We start from the raw sequence: 18474 nt of genomic DNA, 5'->3' as shown, positions 1-18474 counted from the left end.
ATAAAACAAAGGAAACGCCCATGAGCGCCAGCACCACTGCAACCCTGCGTCATGACTGGACTTTGGCCGAAGTCAAAGCACTCTTCGTTCAACCCTTCAATGACCTGCTGTTCCAGGCGCAGACGGTGCACCGCGCGCATTTCGACGCCAACCGCGTCCAGGTGTCGACCCTGCTGTCGATCAAAACCGGCGCCTGCCCGGAAGATTGCAAATATTGTCCGCAGTCCGGTCACTACAACACCGGCCTCGAAAAAGAAAAGCTGATGGAAGTGCAGAAGGTTCTCGAAGAGGCCGCTCGCGCCAAGGCCATTGGTTCGACCCGTTTCTGCATGGGCGCGGCGTGGAAGCACCCGTCGGCCAAAGACATGCCTTACGTGCTGAAAATGGTTGAAGGCGTGAAAGCGCTGGGCCTGGAAACCTGCATGACGCTGGGTCGCCTGGACCAGGATCAGACCGAAGCGCTGGCCAAGGCCGGCCTCGACTACTACAACCACAACCTCGACACCTCGCCGGAGTTCTACGGCAGCATCATCACTACCCGTACTTACAGCGAGCGCCTGCAAACCCTGGCCTATGTGCGTGAGTCGGGGATGAAAATCTGCTCGGGTGGCATCCTCGGCATGGGCGAGTCGCTGGACGACCGCGCCAACCTGCTGATCCAGCTGGCCAACCTGCCGGAGCATCCGGAGTCGGTGCCGATCAATATGCTGGTAAAAGTCGCCGGTACGCCGCTGGAAAACGCTGAAGATGTCGACCCGTTCGACTTCATCCGCATGCTCGCCGTCGCCCGGATCCTGATGCCGCAATCCCATGTGCGCCTGTCTGCCGGTCGCGAAGCGATGAACGAGCAAATGCAGGCCCTGGCGTTCTTCGCCGGCGCCAACTCGATTTTCTACGGGGAAAAACTGCTGACCACCGCCAACCCGCAGGCCGACAAGGACATGCAACTGTTCTCGCGCCTGGGCATCCTGCCGGAAGCCCGCGAAGAGCACGCTGACGAAGTGCATCAAGCCGCGATCGAACAGGCGCTGGTGGAGCAGAAGAGCAGCGAGCAGTTTTATAACGCCGCCGTCTAAACGACGCTGACCCTGTAGGAGCCGGCTTGCTGGCGATGGCATCACCTCGGTCATTCAGACAAACCGAAGCGATACCATCGCCAGCAAGCCGGCTCCTACGATCTGACTTTCGAGGCCTGCATGTCTTTCGATCTCGCCGCACGCCTTGCTGCCCGTCGTGCCGAAAACCTCTACCGCCAGCGTCCGCTGCTTGAGAGCCCCCAGGGCCCGGAAGTGGTGGTCGATGGCCAGCCGTTATTGGCGTTCTGCAACAACGATTACCTGGGCCTGGCCAATCACCCGCAAGTGATTGAAGCCTGGCGCGCCGGCGCGTTGAAGTGGGGCGTGGGTGGCGGGGCTTCGCATCTGGTTATCGGCCATGCCGGCCCGCATCATGCACTGGAAGAAGCCCTGGCCGATCTCACCGGACGCCCGCGCGCACTGCTGTTCACCACCGGTTACATGGCCAACCTCGGTGCCGTCACCGCGTTGGTGGGGCAGGGCGACACGGTGCTTGAAGACCGGCTCAATCACGCCTCGTTGCTGGATGCAGGGCTGTTGTCCGGTGCGCGGTTCAGTCGCTACCTGCACAACGACGCCGCGAGTCTGGCCAAACGTCTTGAAAAAGCCACCGGCAATACCCTGGTGGTCACTGATGGTGTGTTCAGCATGGACGGCGACCTCGCCGACCTGCCGGCGCTGGCCCGGGAAACCAAAGCCAAAGGCGCTTGGCTGATGGTCGACGACGCCCACGGTTTCGGTGCGCTGGGTGCCAAGGGTGGCGGCATCGTCGAGCATTTCGGTTTGAGCCAGGACGATGTGCCGGTACTGGTCGGCACGCTGGGCAAGGCATTCGGCACGGCGGGTGCTTTTGTCGCCGGCAGTGAGGAACTGATCGAGAGCCTGATCCAGTTCGCCCGGCCGTACATCTACACCACCAGCCAGCCGCCGGCATTGGCCTGCGCCACGCTGAAAAGCCTCGAACTGCTGCGCACGGAACACTGGCGTCGCGAACATCTGCAAGCGTTGATCCGTCAGTTCCGCCGAGGTGCCGAACAGATTGGCCTGGAACTGATGGACAGCTTCACGCCGATTCAACCGATCATGATTGGCGACGCCGGTCGCGCGGTGCGGTTGTCGCAGATGTTGCGCGAGCGCGGACTGATGGTGACTGCGATCCGCCCACCGACCGTGCCCGCCGGCAGCGCCCGTTTGCGGGTGACCCTGAGCGCCGCCCATAGTGAGGCGCAGGTACAGCTATTGTTAGAAGGACTGGCCGATTGTTTCGACCAACTGGGACCGGAGCCAAGCCATGCGTGATCGACTGATTCTGCTGCCCGGCTGGGGTCTTGGTGTTTCGCCGCTGGAGCCGCTGGCGGCAGCCTTGCAAGGTTTGGATGAACACTTGCGAGTGGAGATCGAGCCGCTGCCGGAGCTGGACTCCAGCGATCTTGAAGAATGGCTTGATGAGCTCGACTCGACGTTGCCACAGGATGCCTGGCTTGGCGGCTGGTCTCTGGGCGGCATGCTCGCTTGCGAATTGGCAGCGCGTCGTGGAGACCGTTGCTGCGGCTTGCTGACCCTGGCGAGCAACCCTTCTTTTGTCGCTCATGATCAGTGGCCGAGCGCGATGGCGGGTGAAACCTTCGATGCGTTTCTGGCCGGCTGTGCTGCGGACCCGCGCGGAACATTGAAGCGCTTTTCGCTGCTGTGCGCCCAAGGTGCCGAAGACGCTCGCGGGTTGTCGCGGCTCTTGCTCGGTGGTGCGCCACACACGTCAGCGTCGGTGTTGATGAGCGGGCTGGAAGTGCTCGCACAACTGGATACCCGGCATGCCTTGCAAGCTTTCCGTGGCCCGCAACTGCATCTGTTTGGCGGTCTTGACGGGCTGGTTCCCGCCGAGGCGGCAGGCGAGTTGTTCGCGCTGACCCCGGATATCGAAATCGGTCTGATTGAACAGGCCGGCCACGCGTTTCTTCTGGAAGACCCCCACGGTGTAGCGGGGGCGATCCAGGCCTTTTTGCATGAGTCCGGTGATGACTGATTTATCCCTACCCAACCTGCCCGGCGGTTTGCCCGACAAGCGCCAGGTCGCGGCCTCGTTTTCCCGCGCGGCGGCGAGCTACGACAGCGTGGCCGAATTGCAACGAGATGTCGGCAGCCAATTGTTGCGCCGCTTGCCGGCGTCGTTCACCCCACAGCGTTGGCTGGACCTTGGATGTGGCACCGGGCACTTCAGTCGTGCGTTGGGCGAGCGCTTTGCGCTCGGGCACGGCGTTGCCCTGGACATCGCCGAGGGCATGCTCAATCACGCGCGTCCATTGGGTGGCGCTGCGCACTTCATCGCCGGCGATGCCGAACGCCTGCCATTGCGCGATGCGACCTGCGATCTGATCTACTCCAGCCTGGCGGTGCAGTGGTGTGCGGACTTCACTTCGGTGCTCAGCGAGGCCTATCGGGTGCTGAAACCGGGCGGTGTTTTTGCATTTGCTAGTCTGTGCGCAGGCACGTTGTACGAGTTACGCGACAGCTGGCGTCAGGTCGATGGCATGGTGCACGTCAACCGCTTCCGCGAGTTCGCGGTTTATCAACAACTGTGTGCGGCCAGCGGTTTGAAGGCGCACACGCTGGAAACCCGTGCGCATGTACTGCATTACCCGGATGTGCGCAGCCTGACCCATGAACTCAAGGCTCTGGGCGCGCATAACCTCAATCCCGGCCGGCCTGGCGGTTTGACGGGGCGGGCGCGGATTTTGGGTTTGGTTGAGGCTTATGAGCAGTTTCGTCAGGCCCAAGGTCTGCCGGCGACTTATCAAGTGGTGTACGCCGTTCTGGAGAAACCCTTATGAGCGCAGCTTATTTCATCACCGGTACCGACACCGATGTCGGCAAAACCACGGTGGCCGCTGGTTTGCTGCATGCCGCGCGTACGGCGGGCCTGAGCACCGCCGCAGGCAAACCGGTGGCCTCCGGATGCACCGTGACCCCCAAGGGGCTGCGTAACGCCGATGCGCTGGCATTGTTGGCAGAGTGCTCGCTGCCGTTGACTTATTCGCAGGTCAATCCGGTGGCGCTGGAACCGGCAATTGCGCCGCACCTGGCCGCGCGCGAAGCCGGCATCGCGCTGACCGTGCAATCTCTGGTTACGCCGATGCGGCAGATTCTGGATATGCAGGCCGATTTCACTTTGATCGAAGGTGCCGGTGGCTGGCGAGTGCCATTGGCGGATCAGGACAACCTGTCGGATCTGGCAATGGCACTGGGGCTGCCAGTGATCCTGGTGGTTGGCGTACGCCTGGGCTGCATCAACCACGCACTGCTCACCGCCGAAGCGATTGCCAAGGACGGTTTGCAACTGGCGGGGTGGGTGGCCAACATCATCGATCCGAAGACTTCGCGTCTGGAAGAAAACCTTGCGACCCTGGCCGAACGAATTCCTGCGCCCTGCCTGGGGCGGGTGCCTAAACTCAAGCTGGTGACGGCCGACGCCGTGGCCGAACATCTTCAACTGGATCTGCTGGACTAGAATTTGTCTATGACAAGGCACAGTGCCATTAGTGTTTTTGTCGGGCGTTTTGTCAGCAGGTCTGCTTCAATGAGTGTTGGTTATCCTTTGCAAGGACGAGTTCTCCCATGGAAATCTCAGGTAACACCGCTTTTTATGCCGGTCTGAGCACTATTCAGACAGGGCAGAACCGTGTCGATCAAGCCGCAGGGCAGATCGCCAATAACACCATCGAACGCTCGGTCACCAGCCAGTCCTCCGATGCTCAGGTCGATCGTCTGCGTTCGGTTGATCGCAGTCAGCAGTCGGACCTGGCCAGCAACATGGTCGAGATGTCTCAGGGCAAATTCCAGGTTGAACTGGGCGCCAAGGTTGCCAAGGCATCCGACGAAGTGCTCGGAACGCTGATTGATACGTTTGCCTGATCTGCGACTGAAACCGCACTGCCAACGCCGCGATATTTCGCGGCGTTTTTCTGCGTAAGTCCTTCTCCCTAAACTAATCTTTCCTACACGGCGTGTTGCTTTGTCAGCGGCGTTGAACGGCTGTGTGCCTGGTATTTCCATGAGGGATGACGAACGGCAAAAGATCGACGCTTGACAAGATTTGGGCGTAAACGTATGTTTCAAACAACTGTTTGACCGTCACAACAAATCAACACGGTCGCTCATTCCCGGTTACATCAGCAGAGGTTTATCGCTATGCCTGACTACAAGGCCCCCTTGCGTGATATTCGCTTCGTTCGTGACGAACTGCTCGGCTACGAAGCGCACTATCAGAGCCTTCCGGCTTGCGCAGACGCAACTCCGGACATGGTTGACGCCATTCTCGAAGAAGGCGCCAAGTTTTGTGAGCAGGTGCTGGCTCCGCTGAACCGCGTGGGTGACACCGAAGGCTGCACCTGGAGCGAGTCCGGCGTTAAGACCCCGACTGGTTTCAAAGAGGCCTACAAGCAATTCGTTGAAGGCGGCTGGCCAAGCCTGGCGCATGACGTAGAACACGGCGGCCAGGGCTTGCCGGAGTCTCTGGGTCTGGCAGTCAGCGAAATGGTTGGCGAGTCCAACTGGTCGTGGGGCATGTACCCAGGCCTGTCGCACGGCGCGATGAACACCATCTCCGAGCACGGTACCCCGGAACAGCAAAACGCTTACCTGACCAAACTGGTTTCCGGCGAATGGACCGGCACCATGTGCCTGACCGAACCGCACTGCGGCACCGACCTGGGCATGCTGCGCACCAAGGCCGAACCTCAGGCCGACGGTTCCTACAAAGTTTCCGGCACCAAGATCTTCATCTCGGCCGGTGAACACGACATGGCCGACAACATTGTCCATATCGTGCTGGCCCGCCTGCCGGACGCACCGGCTGGCACCAAAGGCATTTCGCTGTTCATCGTGCCGAAGTTCCTGCCAAACGCTGACGGTTCGATCGGTGAGCGTAACGCGGTGTCCTGTGGTTCCCTGGAACACAAGATGGGCATCCACGGCAACGCCACTTGCGTGATGAACTTCGACGCGGCCACCGGTTTTCTGATCGGCCCGGCGAACAAAGGCCTGAACTGCATGTTCACCTTCATGAACACCGCACGCCTGGGTACCGCGCTGCAAGGTCTGGCCCACGCCGAGATCGGCTTCCAGGGCGGCCTGAAATACGCTCGCGATCGTCTGCAAATGCGCTCGCTGACTGGCCCGAAAGCGCCGGACAAAGCCGCTGACCCGATCATCGTGCACCCGGACGTACGCCGCATGCTGTTGACCATGAAGGCATTCGCCGAAGGCAACCGTGCGATGGTTTACTTCACCGCCAAACAGGTCGACATCGTCAAGTACGGCGTGGATGAGGAAGAGAAGAAGAAAGCCGACGCCCTGTTGGCGTTCATGACGCCAATCGCCAAGGCCTTCATGACCGAAGTCGGTTTCGAATCGGCCAACCACGGCGTGCAAATCTACGGCGGCCACGGCTTCATCGCCGAGTGGGGCATGGAGCAGAACGTTCGCGACAGCCGTATTTCGATGCTGTACGAAGGCACCACCGGTATCCAGGCCCTCGACCTGCTGGGTCGTAAAGTGCTGATGACCCAAGGCGAAGCCCTCAAAGGTTTCACCAAGATCGTCCACAAGTTCTGCCAGACCAACGAAGGCAACGAAGCGGTTCAAGAATTCGTCGCACCGCTGGCTGCACTGAACAAGGAATGGGGCGAGCTGACCATGAAGGTCGGTATGGCCGCCATGAAAGATCGCGAAGAAGTCGGCGCGGCCTCCGTGGACTACCTGATGTACTCCGGTTACGCCTGCCTGGCCTACTTCTGGGCTGACATGGCGCGCCTGGCTGCCGAAAAACTGGCTGCCGGCACTTCCGAGGAGGCGTTCTACACCGCCAAGCTGCAGACTGCGCGCTTCTACTTCCAGCGCATCCTGCCGCGTACCCGCACTCACGTTGCAACCATGTTGTCGGGCGCCAACAACCTGATGGACATGAAAGAAGAGCACTTCGACCTGGGCTACTAAGCCTTAACGAAGCACCTTAAAAAACCGCCGCTCTCTTGGGAGTGGCGGTTTTTTTTCAGGTTGGTTTGACCGACCCGAAGAGGGACCGCTACAGCCGTTCAACAACGACATTTGACGTGATTTCCCCTTGTGTCCCTGGTGGCTCCGATGCCGCCAGTGACGCTCTTTTAAAAATACCTCAGTAAAACACTCAGCAAGTCGGGATTTCTGCCGTTACAGTAGTGGGCACAATGCCATCTATTGATATGACGGGTCGGAGCTTTACCCTTGCCGCGTTCTTCCGCTGTACGTTTCAGTCATTTCCTACCGTCATTACTTCTTTTGCTGGCGGGCCTCGCGGCTGCCTATGTCAAAGACCTGAACGTATTCTTCACTTCACTATTCAACGTGCTGCCAACCCTGGTGTTGTTGCTCGGGGGCGCTTACTGCGCGGTTTACCGACGCCAGCGTGAATTGTTTCTGATGGTCACGGTGTACATCGCCTACTTCCTGCTCGACACGCAGACTGACTTCTACCGCGACAACGGCAAGGTGCGTGAAGACGCGGCCGTGGTCTTTCACCTGTGTTGCCTGTTGCTGCCGTTACTGTTTGGCGTGTTTGCGGCGTGGCAAGAACGCACGCATCTGTTTCAGGACATGGTGGCGCGCTTCGCTGTGTTGCTGGCGGTGGGGAGCGTGGCATTGGGGCTTGAGCAGAGTTACCCGCAGGCGCTGCTGATCTGGTTGTCGGAGATTCGCTGGCCGGCCTTGCACGGTGCCTGGATGAGCCTGATCCAGCTGTCCTATCCGGTGTTCATCGCATCGTTCGTGCTGCTGGCGTACCAGTACTGGCGCAACCCGAGGCCACTCCACGCCGCGCAGCTTGTGGGTTTGCTCGGGTTGTTCTGGATGTTGCCGAAAACCTTCATCCTGCCGTTTACCCTCAACATCATGTGCAGCCAGGTGATGTTGATGATCGCCGCCGCTGTTGCCCACGAAGCCTATCAAATGGCTTTCCGCGATGAACTGACCGGGTTGCCGGGCCGTCGTGCGCTGAATGAACGCATGCAGCGGCTGGGACGCAACTATGTGTTGGCCATGAGCGACGTCGACCATTTCAAGAAATTCAACGACACCCACGGCCATGATGTCGGCGATCAGGTGCTGCGGCTGGTTGCCAGCAAACTGGCGAAAATCGGTGGCGGCGGTAAGGCGTATCGCTATGGAGGTGAGGAATTCGCCCTGGTGTTTGCAGGCAAAACCCTCGAAGAATGCATGCCGCACCTGGAGGTCATCCGCGAATCCATCGCCACCTACAACATTCACCTGCGCAATCAGGACAGCCGTCCTCAGGATGACAGTCAGGGGCGCCAGCGTCGCGCGGGTTCCGGCGCATCGAGTGTGTCGGTGACCGTCAGCATCGGCGTCGCCGAGCGGATTGAACAACGCACCCCGGAAGAGGTGCTCAAGTCCGCTGACCAGGCGCTGTACAGCGCCAAAGGCGCGGGGCGGAACTGCGTGATGGCGTTCGGTCAGAACCGCCGTGGTGCGGTGCGCATGGACGCCGCTACGGTTGAGTGATGATGGCGCATTCAGCTTCTGGACTGTGATTGTGAGGCGTGGTCGGCGGCAGTAGGTTGAAGCAATCTGCTGACGGAGAAATGACCATGCCTGAGTACAAAGCTCCCCTGCGCGACATGCGCTTTCTGATCGACCACGTCTTCGACTTTCACAGTAACTACGCTGCGCTGGGGGCGGCCGATGCCAGCCCGGACATGGTCAGTGCGATCCTCGAGGAAGGCGCGAAATTCTGTGAGAACGTGCTCTCGCCCCTCAACCGCAGCGGCGACGAAGAAGGCTGCCATTTCGACAATGGCGTGGTCACGACGCCTACAGGCTTCAAGCAGGCTTTCGCACAATACGTGGAAGGTGGCTGGCATGGCCTGGCGGCCGATCCGGCTTACGGTGGCCAGGGCTTGCCCAGTTCTCTGGGGCTGGTCATCAGCGAAATGGTCGGTTCCAGCAACACCTCCTGGGGCATGTACCCCGGCCTGACCCACGGCGCCATGTCGGCCATTCACGCCCACGGCACCGAGGAGCAGAAACAGACCTACCTGAGCAAACTCACCGCCGGCCAATGGACCGGCACCATGTGCCTGACCGAAGCCCATTGCGGCACCGACCTGGGCATCATCAAGACTCGCGCCGTGCCCCAGGCCGACGGCAGCTACGCGATCTCCGGCAGCAAGATTTTCATCTCCGCCGGTGAACACGACATGAGCGACAACATCATTCACCTGGTGCTGGCGAAACTGCCGGATGCACCGGCCGGGACCAAAGGCATTTCGCTGTTCATCGTGCCCAAATTTCTGCCCGACGCGACGGGTGAAGCGGGTCAGCGCAACGGCGTTTCCTGCGGCTCGATCGAACACAAAATGGGCATCAAGGCCTCGGCCACCTGCGTGCTGAATTTCGACGACGCCAAGGGCTTTTTGATCGGCGAGCCGAACAAGGGCCTCAATTGCATGTTCACCATGATGAACCACGCGCGGCTGGGCACCGGCATGCAAGGGTTGTGTCTGGGCGAGGCGAGTTTCCAGGGCGCGATCAAGTACGCCAACGACCGCTTGCAGATGCGCTCCCTGACCGGCCCGAAAGCGCCGGAGAAAGCCGCCGACCCGATCATCGTGCACCCCGACGTACGGCGGATGTTGCTGACCATGAAGGCCTTCAACGAAGGCAACCGCGCGCTAACCTACTTCACGGCGCAGTTGCTGGATGTCGCGCATTTGAGTGCAGACGAAACGGCGCGGCAGGACGCTGAAGACCTGCTGGCGTTCCTCACGCCAATCTGCAAAGCCTTCATGACCGACACCGGCCTGGAGGTGACCAACCACGGCATGCAAGTGTTCGGTGGCCACGGCTTCATTCGTGAGTGGGGCATGGAGCAACTGGTGCGTGATTGCCGCATCGCGCCGATCTACGAAGGCACCAACGGTATTCAGGCGCTGGACCTGCTCGGGCGTAAAGTTCTCGGCAGCCAAGGCAAACTGCTGCGCGGCTTCACCAAAATCGTCCACAAATTCTGTGCAACGAACGCCGCGCATCCGCAACTGGCGGTCTACGTCGCACAGCTCAACGAATTGAATCGGCAGTGGGGTGAATTGACGACCCAGGTTGGCATGGTCGCGATGAAAAACCCGGACGAAGTCGGCGCGGCATCCGTGGATTACCTGATGTACAGCGGCTACATCATCCTCGGCTACTTGTGGCTGCGGATGGCTTTGGTGGCGCAGGCACAGTTGGAGTCCGGTAGCGGTGATGCCGATTTCTGCCGGGGCAAACTGGCAACCAACGCGTTTTACTTCAAGCGTTTGCTGCCGCGCACGGCCGCTCATCGGGCAGCCATCGAGGCGGGCAGTGATTGCCTGATGCAGCTGCCCGCGGAATTGTTTGCCCTATAAATCGACGCTGTGTGCGAAAGATCGCAGCCTGCGGTAGCGCCTGCAGAGGTACACGTATCCCTGTGGACGCTGCCGAGGCTGCGATCTTTTTGTTGATGACTAAAAATAACAATTCAGTCACCAGTTGACCCTATGTGTCGCAAAAGTTGTTGGGTTACACTCGGACCCAACGAAAACACAACTCCTACGTTTCACCTGTTTAGATCTTGCGAGGTTTGCCATGGCCGATTACAAAGCGCCCCTGCGCGATATGCGCTTCGTTCTCAACGAAGTTTTCGAGGTCGCCAAACTCTGGGCCGAACTGCCTGCTCTGGCAGAGACCGTTGATGCGGAAACCGTCGAAGCCATTCTCGAGGAAGCCGGCAAGGTCACCAGCAAAAGCATCGCGCCCCTGAGCCGTGCGGCTGACGAAGAAGGCTGCCACTGGGCGGACGGTGCCGTCACCACACCGGCCGGTTTCCCACAGGCTTATCAGACTTATGCTGAAGGCGGCTGGGTCGGCGTCGGTGGCGATCCGGCCTACGGCGGCATGGGCATGCCCAAAGCCGTATCGGCCCAGGTCGAAGAAATGGTCAACTCTGCCAGCCTGTCGTTCGGTCTGTACCCGATGCTGACTGCCGGTGCCTGCCTGTCGATCAACGCCCACGCCAGCGAAGAACTGAAAGCCGCCTATCTGCCAAACATGTACGCCGGTGTCTGGGCCGGCTCCATGTGCCTGACCGAACCGCACGCTGGCACCGACCTGGGCATCATCCGCACCAAAGCGGAACCTCAGGCTGACGGTTCCTACAAAGTCAGCGGCACCAAGATCTTCATCACCGGCGGCGAACACGACCTGACCGAAAACATCATTCACCTGGTCTTGGCCAAACTGCCGGATGCACCGGCCGGTCCGAAGGGCATTTCGCTGTTCCTGGTGCCGAAGTTCATGGTCAATGCCGATGGCAGCCTGGGTGCGCGTAACCCGGCCAACTGCGGCTCGATCGAACACAAGATGGGCATCCAGGCGTCCGCGACCTGCGTGATGAACTTCGATGAAGCCGTGGGTTACCTGGTCGGCGAGCCGAACAAAGGCCTGGCCGCGATGTTCACCATGATGAACTACGAGCGTCTGGGTGTAGGCATCCAGGGCTTGGCCACGGGCGAGCGCTCTTATCAGAACGCCGTTGAATACGCTCGCGATCGTCTGCAAAGCCGTTCGCCGACCGGTGCGCAGAACAAGGACAAAGTGGCTGACCCGATCATCGTCCATCCGGACGTGCGTCGCATGCTGCTGACCATGAAAGCCTCGAACGAAGGCGGTCGTGCCTTCTCGACTTACGTGGCCATGCAACTGGACACCGCCAAGTTCAGCGAAGACGCATCCACCCGCAAACGTGCGGAAGACCTGGTGGCGTTGCTGACGCCTGTCGCCAAGGCGTTCCTGACGGATCTCGGCCTGGAAACCACCGTTCACGGCCAGCAAGTATTCGGCGGCCACGGTTACATCCGTGAGTGGGGTCAGGAACAACTGGTGCGTGATGTGCGCATTACCCAGATCTACGAAGGCACCAACGGCATTCAGGCGCTGGACCTGGTGGGTCGCAAGATCGTCGGTAGCGGTGGTGCGTTCTACAACCTGTTCGCTGAAGAGATTCGTCACTTCACGGCCACCGCCAGCGCCGATCTGGCCGAGTTCACCAAGCCGTTGAACGACGCGGTGACGACTCTGGACGAACTGACCGCATGGTTGCTCGACCGGGCTAAATCCAACCCGAATGAAATCGGCGCGGCGTCGGTCGAGTATCTGCAAGCGTTCGGTTATGTCGCTTACGCTTACATGTGGGCATTGATGGCCAAGGCCGCTTTCGGCAAAGAAGCGCAGGACGATTTCTACGCCAGCAAGCTGGGCACCGCGCGGTTTTATTTCGCACGCCTGCTGCCGCGTATTCACTCGTTGAGCGCGTCGGTGAAGGCCGGCAGCGAGTCGCTGTTCCTGCTGGATGCAGCTCAATTCTGATGATGTAACGTCATGTAAGCTTTCTCTTACATGACGTGCTGCATATCTCCCATAGATGCAGATTGGATCCACGGCTAATCTACTTCACATGGACGTAGCGCAGGAAGCGCAAAGCAACAACACGGACACGTAGGATTCTGCCAGGACGGCGGAGTGAAATGGATGTCAGGGAAACAGTCTGCAAAGCCCCGCTTCGGCGGGGTTTTCTTATGCCTGCGAAAAAGTATTCAGCTCAGCCCATCCAGTGCCGGCGGGCTGTTCAAACGTTCATCCGGCCGATTTATCACGTCTTCCAGCAACGTTTGTAACAACGCCAGCGAGGCTTGTTGCCGTTGTACATCGCGACACACCAAACCTACTTTTAGAGGCACCCGCGGCTCACTGAGCGGCTTCCACAGCAGTTCGTCGTTGCCGTGGGTCTTTTGCGAGCGTCCGGGCAATACCGTCGCCAGTCGCGTGTGCGGCAGGCTGTCGAGAATGCCTGCCATGTTATTCAGTTCGGCCTGCACCTGTGGCCGACGTCCCAGATTGGCCAGTTGCACCTGCCAGATCTGGCGGATCTGAAATTCCTCACCCAAGAGCAGCATCGGCAATTGTGCAGCCTGGCTCATCGAGACTTTCTTGAATTCCCGCAAAGGGTGGTCCGCCGGGATGACAAGTGTCAGCTCATCTTCGTACAGCATCACGCCATGCAGCCCAGGCTGCCGAGGCGGCAAATAGCTGATGCCGATATCCAGCGAGCCATTGAGCAGTCGCCGTTCGATTTCCAGGCCCGTCAATTCATAGATCTGCACCACCAGATGCGGCTGGGCCTTGCGCACGCGCTCCAGCATCTGCGGCACCAGGCTGGTATGCACGGTTTGCAAGACGCCAATGGCCAACGTACGCAGCGCTTGCCCCTTGAAGTTACCCAACGCCTCGCGCGCCCGTTGCAGGCCATCGAGCAAGGGCAGGGCGTGGTTGTACAGCGTGTGGGCCGCCAGCGTCGGCAACAGGCGTTTACTGCTGCGTTCGAACAGATTCACATCCAGAGATTGTTCGAGGTGGCGGATCTGCTGCGACAGCGCCGGTTGAGAGATAGAAAGCCGTTCGGCAGCGCGCCCGACATGGCCCTCTTCATACACCGCGACGAAATAACGCAGCTGCTTGAAATCCATAAGTAATTCTTATCAAAAATGCTGGTAAATCGAAATGGCTCAACGCCGGGCCTGAGCCTAGTCTAACCGCATTCACGGGGCGTACAGGGCCACAGAACGCGATGAATACCGTTTGCTTTGCTGGTGTTTACATAGGTAACGCAAAAAACCTGAAACGAGGGTTGAACCGATGAATCTGTTCAGCCTGCGCCGCGCTTCGCCATGTCTTGATGATCTGGTCGCGGATGCTTCATTCGCCTCCAGAAACGACAACTTCTCCAGTGAGTGCCTGATGCCCAGTGTCGAGCGGCCGCAACAGATATTTGTCCGCGGCCAAGGTTCGTGGTTGTGGGACAGCGATGATCGCGCGTATCTGGACTTTTCCCAGGGCGGCGGTGCCAATAGCCTCGGCCACAGTCCAAAGGCGCTGGTCAATGCCATCACGGCGCAGGCGCAGACCCTGATCAATCCCGGTTCCACCCTGCATAACCGCGGCATGCTCAATCTCGCCGAACGCCTGTGTCTCAGCACCGGCAGCGATCAGGCGTATTTGCTCAACACGGGCAGCGAGGCCTGTGAGGCGGCGATCAAACTGGCGCGCAAGTGGGGTCAACAGCATCGTGGCGGCGCTTCGCGGATCATCGTCGCCAATAACGGCTGTCATGGTCGTAGTCTGGCGACGATGTCTGCGTCGGACAGTTCGACGCTGACCAACCGATTTGAGCCGCAGTTGCCCGGCTTCAGCCATGTTCCCTTCAACGATCTTCCGGCGCTGCACGCGGCTGTAGATGAGCGGACCGTGGCGATCATGCTCGAACCGATTCAGAGCGAAGCCGGGGTGATCCCGGCCTCGGCGCATTACCTCAAAGGCGTTGAGCGTCTGTGTCGTGAGCTGGGCATCCTGTTGATCCTCGACGAAGTGCAAACCGGGATGGGGCGCTGCGGCGCTTTACTTGCCGAACAGTCCTGCGGCGTGCGCGCCGATATCGTCGTCCTGGGCAAAGGTCTGGGCGGTGGCGTGCCCCTGGCGGCGTTGCTGGCGCGGGGCAAGGCGTGCTGTTTCGACATTGGCGAACTGAGCGGCACCCATCATGGCAACGCACTGATGACCGCGGCGGGTCTGGCGGTGCTCGAGAGCGTGCAGGACAAAGGATTTCTCGAGTATGTCGGGCAAACCGCCCAGCACTTGCGTGAAGGTTTGCAGCGCTTGTCGCATCGTTATGGCCACGGCGAGCTGCGCGGACAAGGCTTGCTGTGGGGGCTGACGCTGTCCGAAGATTCTGCTGATGCCGTCGTCAAGGCAGCGCTGTTCGAAGGCTTGCTGCTCAACGCTCCGCAACCGGACTGCTTGCGCTTCACCCCGGCGCTCACCGTCAGCAAGGCCAGCATCGATGAAATGCTCCTGCGCCTGGCCCGCGCTTTCTCCCGCGTACGCACCGCGCAACTGCAGTGCCGCAAAGGGATTGCCGTCTGATCAGACGCGCCCTACACATTTCCGAACCGTCTCGCGGTAAAACGCACGCCTCACACCTGATTTTTTTGGTGTGGGGCGTTTTTTTGTCTTCTAGACTCACTGAACCCTGACCGACGGCAAAGGTCGATTAGCTGTAGGGCTCGCATGAGTCCACTTCAATCAGGAGCTGCCCATGGACTTCATTCGCATCATCATCGCCATCTTGTTGCCGCCGCTGGGCGTGTTTCTGCAAGTGGGATTCGGCGGGGCGTTCTGGCTGAATATTCTGCTGACGTTGTGCGGTTATATTCCCGGGATCGTGCATGCGGTATACATCATCGCCAAGCGTTGAATTAGGGACGCGTGATCGCTGGCAAGCGAGGCTCCTACAGGAAATCAACGTTCTGTGGGAGCTGGTTTGCCAGCGATTGAAGCACCACCGATTTCAGCCTGTACTCTCCATCACTCGTCGATAAAACATCCACTCCTGCTCCAGCGCATGGGCCTGATTGCCGGCCTTGCGGAAGCCGTGGCGTTCATCCGCGTAGTAATGCGCTTCAACCAGGATGCCGTTGTTTTTCAGAGCTTCGACCATATCGCGGGTCTGCCCAGGCACGACCACGGCGTCGAGTTCCCCTTGGAAGAAGATCACCGGCACGCGAATGTTGCCCGCATGCAGTAACGGCGTGCGCGCGGCATAGCGCTCGGCGTCTTGTACGGGATCGCCGATCAGCCAATCGAGGTAGTCGCCCTCGAACTTGTGGGTAGCCCGGCTCAGCGCGACCGGATCGCTGACCCCATAAAGACTGGCGCCGGCGCGGAACACGTCATGGAACGCCAGCGCACACAGTGTGGTGTAGCCACCGGCGCTGCCGCCGCGGATGAACGCGTTGTCGCCATCGATCAAGCCACGATTGGCGAGATGGCTGACCACCGCACAGGCATCTTCTACATCGACCTCACCCCAACTCAAATGCAGGGCCTGACGGTAGGCGCGACCATAACCACTGCTGCCTCGGTAGTTGAGATCTGCCACGGCGAAACCGCGCTGCGTCCAGTATTGAATGCGCGGGTCGAGCATCGGATAGCACGCCGAAGTCGGGCCACCGTGGATGAACACGACCAGCGGTGGTTTTGCTTCGCCGGTCATCGCGGGATAGAAGAAGCCGTGAGCCTCGCCCGAGCCGCTTGGATAGCGCAGGGTTTGCGGGCGACTGATTTTTTCAGCGGGTAGCGGCGCAACACCACCGGCCAGTACGTTGACTTGCCGCGACTGGCGATCGATCGCGATCACGGCGGCGGAGCTCACTGGCGAGGCGGCGATGCAGTAAATGAACTGCTCATCCATGGCGAGGTGACGGAAGCGGCTGTAGTCAGCGGTGAAGTCTTCGCAGCAATCGCCCCGCAGACCCAACCGGCCAAAACCGTCTTCAGTCCAACTCGCCAGATAATTGCCGTCGTGCAGCGGTAGCCAGGTGCAACCACCGAGCTGCCAGGGTGCCGGGCCATGATCGGCGGCAACGCTCGGCAGTGGGATCAGGGCGTTTTGCGATGCCATCCACGGCTGCCAGTAACCACCCCGATCGGTCAGGCAGAACAAGCGGCCGGCGCGATCAAATCGCGGTTGCTGCAGGGATTCTTCAGCATGATCTCCGGCCACACAGGAGGCCGGGCCAAAGCCACCGTCACTTTGGCGTTCGGCAACCATCAAGCGGGTTGCGGTCCACGGTTGATCGGGGCGACTCCACTCAATCCAGGCCAGTCGACTGGCGTCGGGACTGAGCGTCGGGGCTGCGTAAAAGTCGGCGCCCTCGGCCAGCAAATGCCGCGCGCCATCCGCCAGATCAATTGCCACCAATCGGTGTTGGTCGCGGTTTTCCTCAACCGCCAGCACCTGACCCTGGGCGAACTGCAGGTCACCGTAGCGGCACTCACCGGATGTCAGCGCTTCGGGGACCTCGCCGTGGAGCGATTGACGATACAGCTGCTGGTCAGCCTCATTGACGAAGACGATCCCGTCGTCCGTCAGACAAAACGCGCCACCGCCATATTCGTACACCCGACTGCGCACACTGAACCCCGGCGGCGTCAGGCATGTCGCTGCGCCTGCGCGCCAATGCCAGATCCGGCACGCGGCGTCCTCGGGGCGATATTCGTTCCAGAACAAACCGTGTTTGCCGACCTGCAATTCGGCAAAGTCGATGCCGGCAGCCACGGCCTTGCCGGCACTGAGCGGTTCAGCTTTTGGCGATGAGGCGTGAGTTTCGTTCATTGCGAAAGGCCAGTTGTTCGATGGTCTGGGTAGCGTGCTCGGCTTCTTCGCGGGCCTTGAGGATCACGCCGTGATGTTCCGACTTGCTGCACACGGGGTCGGCGTTGCTCGCGTCACCGGTGAGCATGAACGCCTGGCAGCGGCAGCCGCCGAAATCTTTTTCTTTCTCGTCGCAGGAGCGGCACGGCTCGGGCATCCAGTCATAACCGCGAAAGCGGTTGAACCCGAACGAGTCGTACCAGATGTGCTGCATGCTGTGGTCGCGCACGTTGGGAAACTGCACCGGCATCTGTCGGGCACCGTGACACGGCAACGCGGTTCCGTCCGGTGTGACGGTCAGAAAAATACTGCCCCAGCCGTTCATGCAGGCTTTCGGGCGTTCTTCGTAGTAGTCCGGCGTGACGAAAATCAGCTTGCACGGATGCCCTTCGGCTTCGAGTTTGGCCCGATATTCATTGGTGATGCGTTCGGCGCGCACCAGTTGTTCTTTGGTCGGTAACAGCCCGACGCGGTTGAGCTGCGCCCAGCCATAGAACTGGCAAGTGGCGAGTTCGACGAAGTCCGCTTCAAGGGCGATGCACAGCTCGATGATGCGGTCGATCTTGTCGATGTTGTGCCGATGGGTAACGAAGTTGAGCACCATCGGATAGCCGTGGGCTTTCACCGCGCGGGCCATTTCCAGCTTCTGCGCGAAAGCCTTTTTGGAGCCGGCCAGCAAGTTGTTCACCTGCTCGTCGCTGGCCTGGAAACTGATCTGGATATGATCGAGCCCGGCCTTCTTGAAATCGCTGATTTTCTGTTCGGTCAGACCGATGCCGGAGGTGATCAGGTTGGTGTAAAAGCCCAGTTTGCGGGCTTCGCCAATCAACTCGGCGAGGTCTTGACGCACCAGCGGTTCGCCACCGGAAAAGCCCAGTTGCGCCGCGCCCATTTCCCGCGCTTCACGAAACACCTTGATCCACTGTTCGGTGCTCAGCTCCTTGCCTTGCTCGGCGAAGTCCAGCGGGTTGGAGCAGTACGGGCATTGCAGCGGGCAGCGGTACGTCAGCTCGGCCAGCAGCCAGAGCGGCAGGCCAATTTCTGGTTTGGGCGGTACTTGCACCG

General features: G+C 60.0%; 15 protein-coding genes. 12 read left to right on the top strand and 3 right to left on the bottom strand.

The window, feature by feature from the left end; genetic code table 11:
- Positions 1–20 precede the first annotated feature (20 nt).
- The 10 genes from bioB (at position 21) to M5G20_RS08655 (ending at position 12509) form a co-directional block, all read left to right on the top strand.
- On the top strand, positions 21–1076 hold the full coding sequence (gene bioB, locus M5G20_RS08700) for a biotin synthase BioB (protein WP_150736345.1): 1056 nt from the start codon (positions 21–23) through the stop codon (positions 1074–1076).
- 120 nt (positions 1077–1196) lie between these two features.
- Positions 1197–2375 carry an 8-amino-7-oxononanoate synthase gene (gene bioF / locus M5G20_RS08695; RefSeq protein WP_273918796.1) on the top strand — a complete coding sequence of 393 codons (1179 nt, stop codon included), beginning with the start codon at positions 1197–1199 and terminating at the stop codon, positions 2373–2375.
- Complete coding sequence (locus M5G20_RS08690; protein WP_273918795.1) at positions 2368–3099, top strand: alpha/beta fold hydrolase; 732 nt, start codon at positions 2368–2370, stop codon at positions 3097–3099. Before bioF ends, M5G20_RS08690 begins: the two co-directional genes overlap by 8 nt.
- Positions 3092–3904 carry a malonyl-ACP O-methyltransferase BioC gene (bioC, locus tag M5G20_RS08685; RefSeq protein ID WP_273918794.1) on the top strand — a complete coding sequence of 271 codons (813 nt, stop codon included), beginning with the start codon at positions 3092–3094 and terminating at the stop codon, positions 3902–3904. The genes M5G20_RS08690 and bioC overlap by 8 nt, the downstream gene beginning before the upstream one ends.
- Positions 3901–4581, top strand: coding sequence for a dethiobiotin synthase (gene bioD, locus M5G20_RS08680; RefSeq protein WP_273918793.1), 681 nt, complete (start codon positions 3901–3903; stop codon positions 4579–4581). Before bioC ends, bioD begins: the two co-directional genes overlap by 4 nt.
- A gap of 107 nt (positions 4582–4688) precedes the next feature.
- Positions 4689–4985 carry a pyrroloquinoline quinone biosynthesis protein PqqE gene (locus M5G20_RS08675; RefSeq protein ID WP_075946187.1) on the top strand — a complete coding sequence of 99 codons (297 nt, stop codon included), beginning with the start codon at positions 4689–4691 and terminating at the stop codon, positions 4983–4985.
- Between the two features lie 276 nt (positions 4986–5261).
- Positions 5262–7067, top strand: coding sequence for a phenylacyl-CoA dehydrogenase (locus M5G20_RS08670; protein ID WP_075946186.1), 1806 nt, complete (start codon positions 5262–5264; stop codon positions 7065–7067).
- A 267-nt stretch (positions 7068–7334) separates the two neighbouring features.
- Positions 7335–8627 (top strand): GGDEF domain-containing protein, encoded by a 1293-nt coding sequence (locus tag M5G20_RS08665; protein WP_150736338.1) that lies wholly within the window; start codon positions 7335–7337, stop codon positions 8625–8627.
- Between the two features lie 86 nt (positions 8628–8713).
- Positions 8714–10510 carry an acyl-CoA dehydrogenase C-terminal domain-containing protein gene (locus tag M5G20_RS08660; protein ID WP_273918791.1) on the top strand — a complete coding sequence of 599 codons (1797 nt, stop codon included), beginning with the start codon at positions 8714–8716 and terminating at the stop codon, positions 10508–10510.
- A 220-nt stretch (positions 10511–10730) separates the two neighbouring features.
- A complete protein-coding gene (locus M5G20_RS08655; protein ID WP_273918789.1) occupies positions 10731–12509 on the top strand; it encodes an acyl-CoA dehydrogenase C-terminal domain-containing protein in 1779 nt (592 codons plus the stop codon).
- A 227-nt stretch (positions 12510–12736) separates the two neighbouring features.
- Here M5G20_RS08655 and M5G20_RS08650 read toward each other — a convergent pair whose 3' ends face one another.
- On the bottom strand, positions 12737–13666 hold the full coding sequence (locus M5G20_RS08650) for a LysR family transcriptional regulator (RefSeq protein WP_273918788.1): 930 nt from the start codon (positions 13664–13666) through the stop codon (positions 12737–12739).
- A gap of 169 nt (positions 13667–13835) precedes the next feature.
- On the opposite strand from M5G20_RS08650, the gene M5G20_RS08645 reads away from it, so the two are divergent.
- Both M5G20_RS08645 and M5G20_RS08640 read left to right on the top strand, forming a co-directional pair.
- The gene (locus M5G20_RS08645; RefSeq protein ID WP_273918787.1) at positions 13836–15119 is read left to right on the top strand and encodes an aspartate aminotransferase family protein; all 1284 of its coding nucleotides are present in this window, start codon (positions 13836–13838) and stop codon (positions 15117–15119) included.
- A 172-nt stretch (positions 15120–15291) separates the two neighbouring features.
- The gene (locus M5G20_RS08640; protein ID WP_003228885.1) at positions 15292–15450 is read left to right on the top strand and encodes a YqaE/Pmp3 family membrane protein; all 159 of its coding nucleotides are present in this window, start codon (positions 15292–15294) and stop codon (positions 15448–15450) included.
- Between the two features lie 93 nt (positions 15451–15543).
- On the opposite strand, the gene M5G20_RS08635 is transcribed toward M5G20_RS08640, so the two are convergent.
- On the bottom strand, positions 15544–17370 hold the full coding sequence (locus M5G20_RS08635; protein ID WP_273918786.1) for a S9 family peptidase: 1827 nt from the start codon (positions 17368–17370) through the stop codon (positions 15544–15546).
- Complete coding sequence (pqqE, locus tag M5G20_RS08630; RefSeq protein ID WP_412071954.1) at positions 17336–18472, bottom strand: pyrroloquinoline quinone biosynthesis protein PqqE; 1137 nt, start codon at positions 18470–18472, stop codon at positions 17336–17338. The genes M5G20_RS08635 and pqqE overlap by 35 nt, the downstream gene beginning before the upstream one ends.
- Positions 18473–18474: the final 2 nt, after the last annotated feature.

The organism is Pseudomonas sp. TNT2022 ID1044 (assembly GCF_028656895.1).
GTDB lineage: Bacteria > Pseudomonadota > Gammaproteobacteria > Pseudomonadales > Pseudomonadaceae > Aquipseudomonas > Aquipseudomonas reinekei.
Note: the sequence above shows the minus strand (reverse complement) of the source record. Positions and strands in the feature narration are given on the sequence as shown.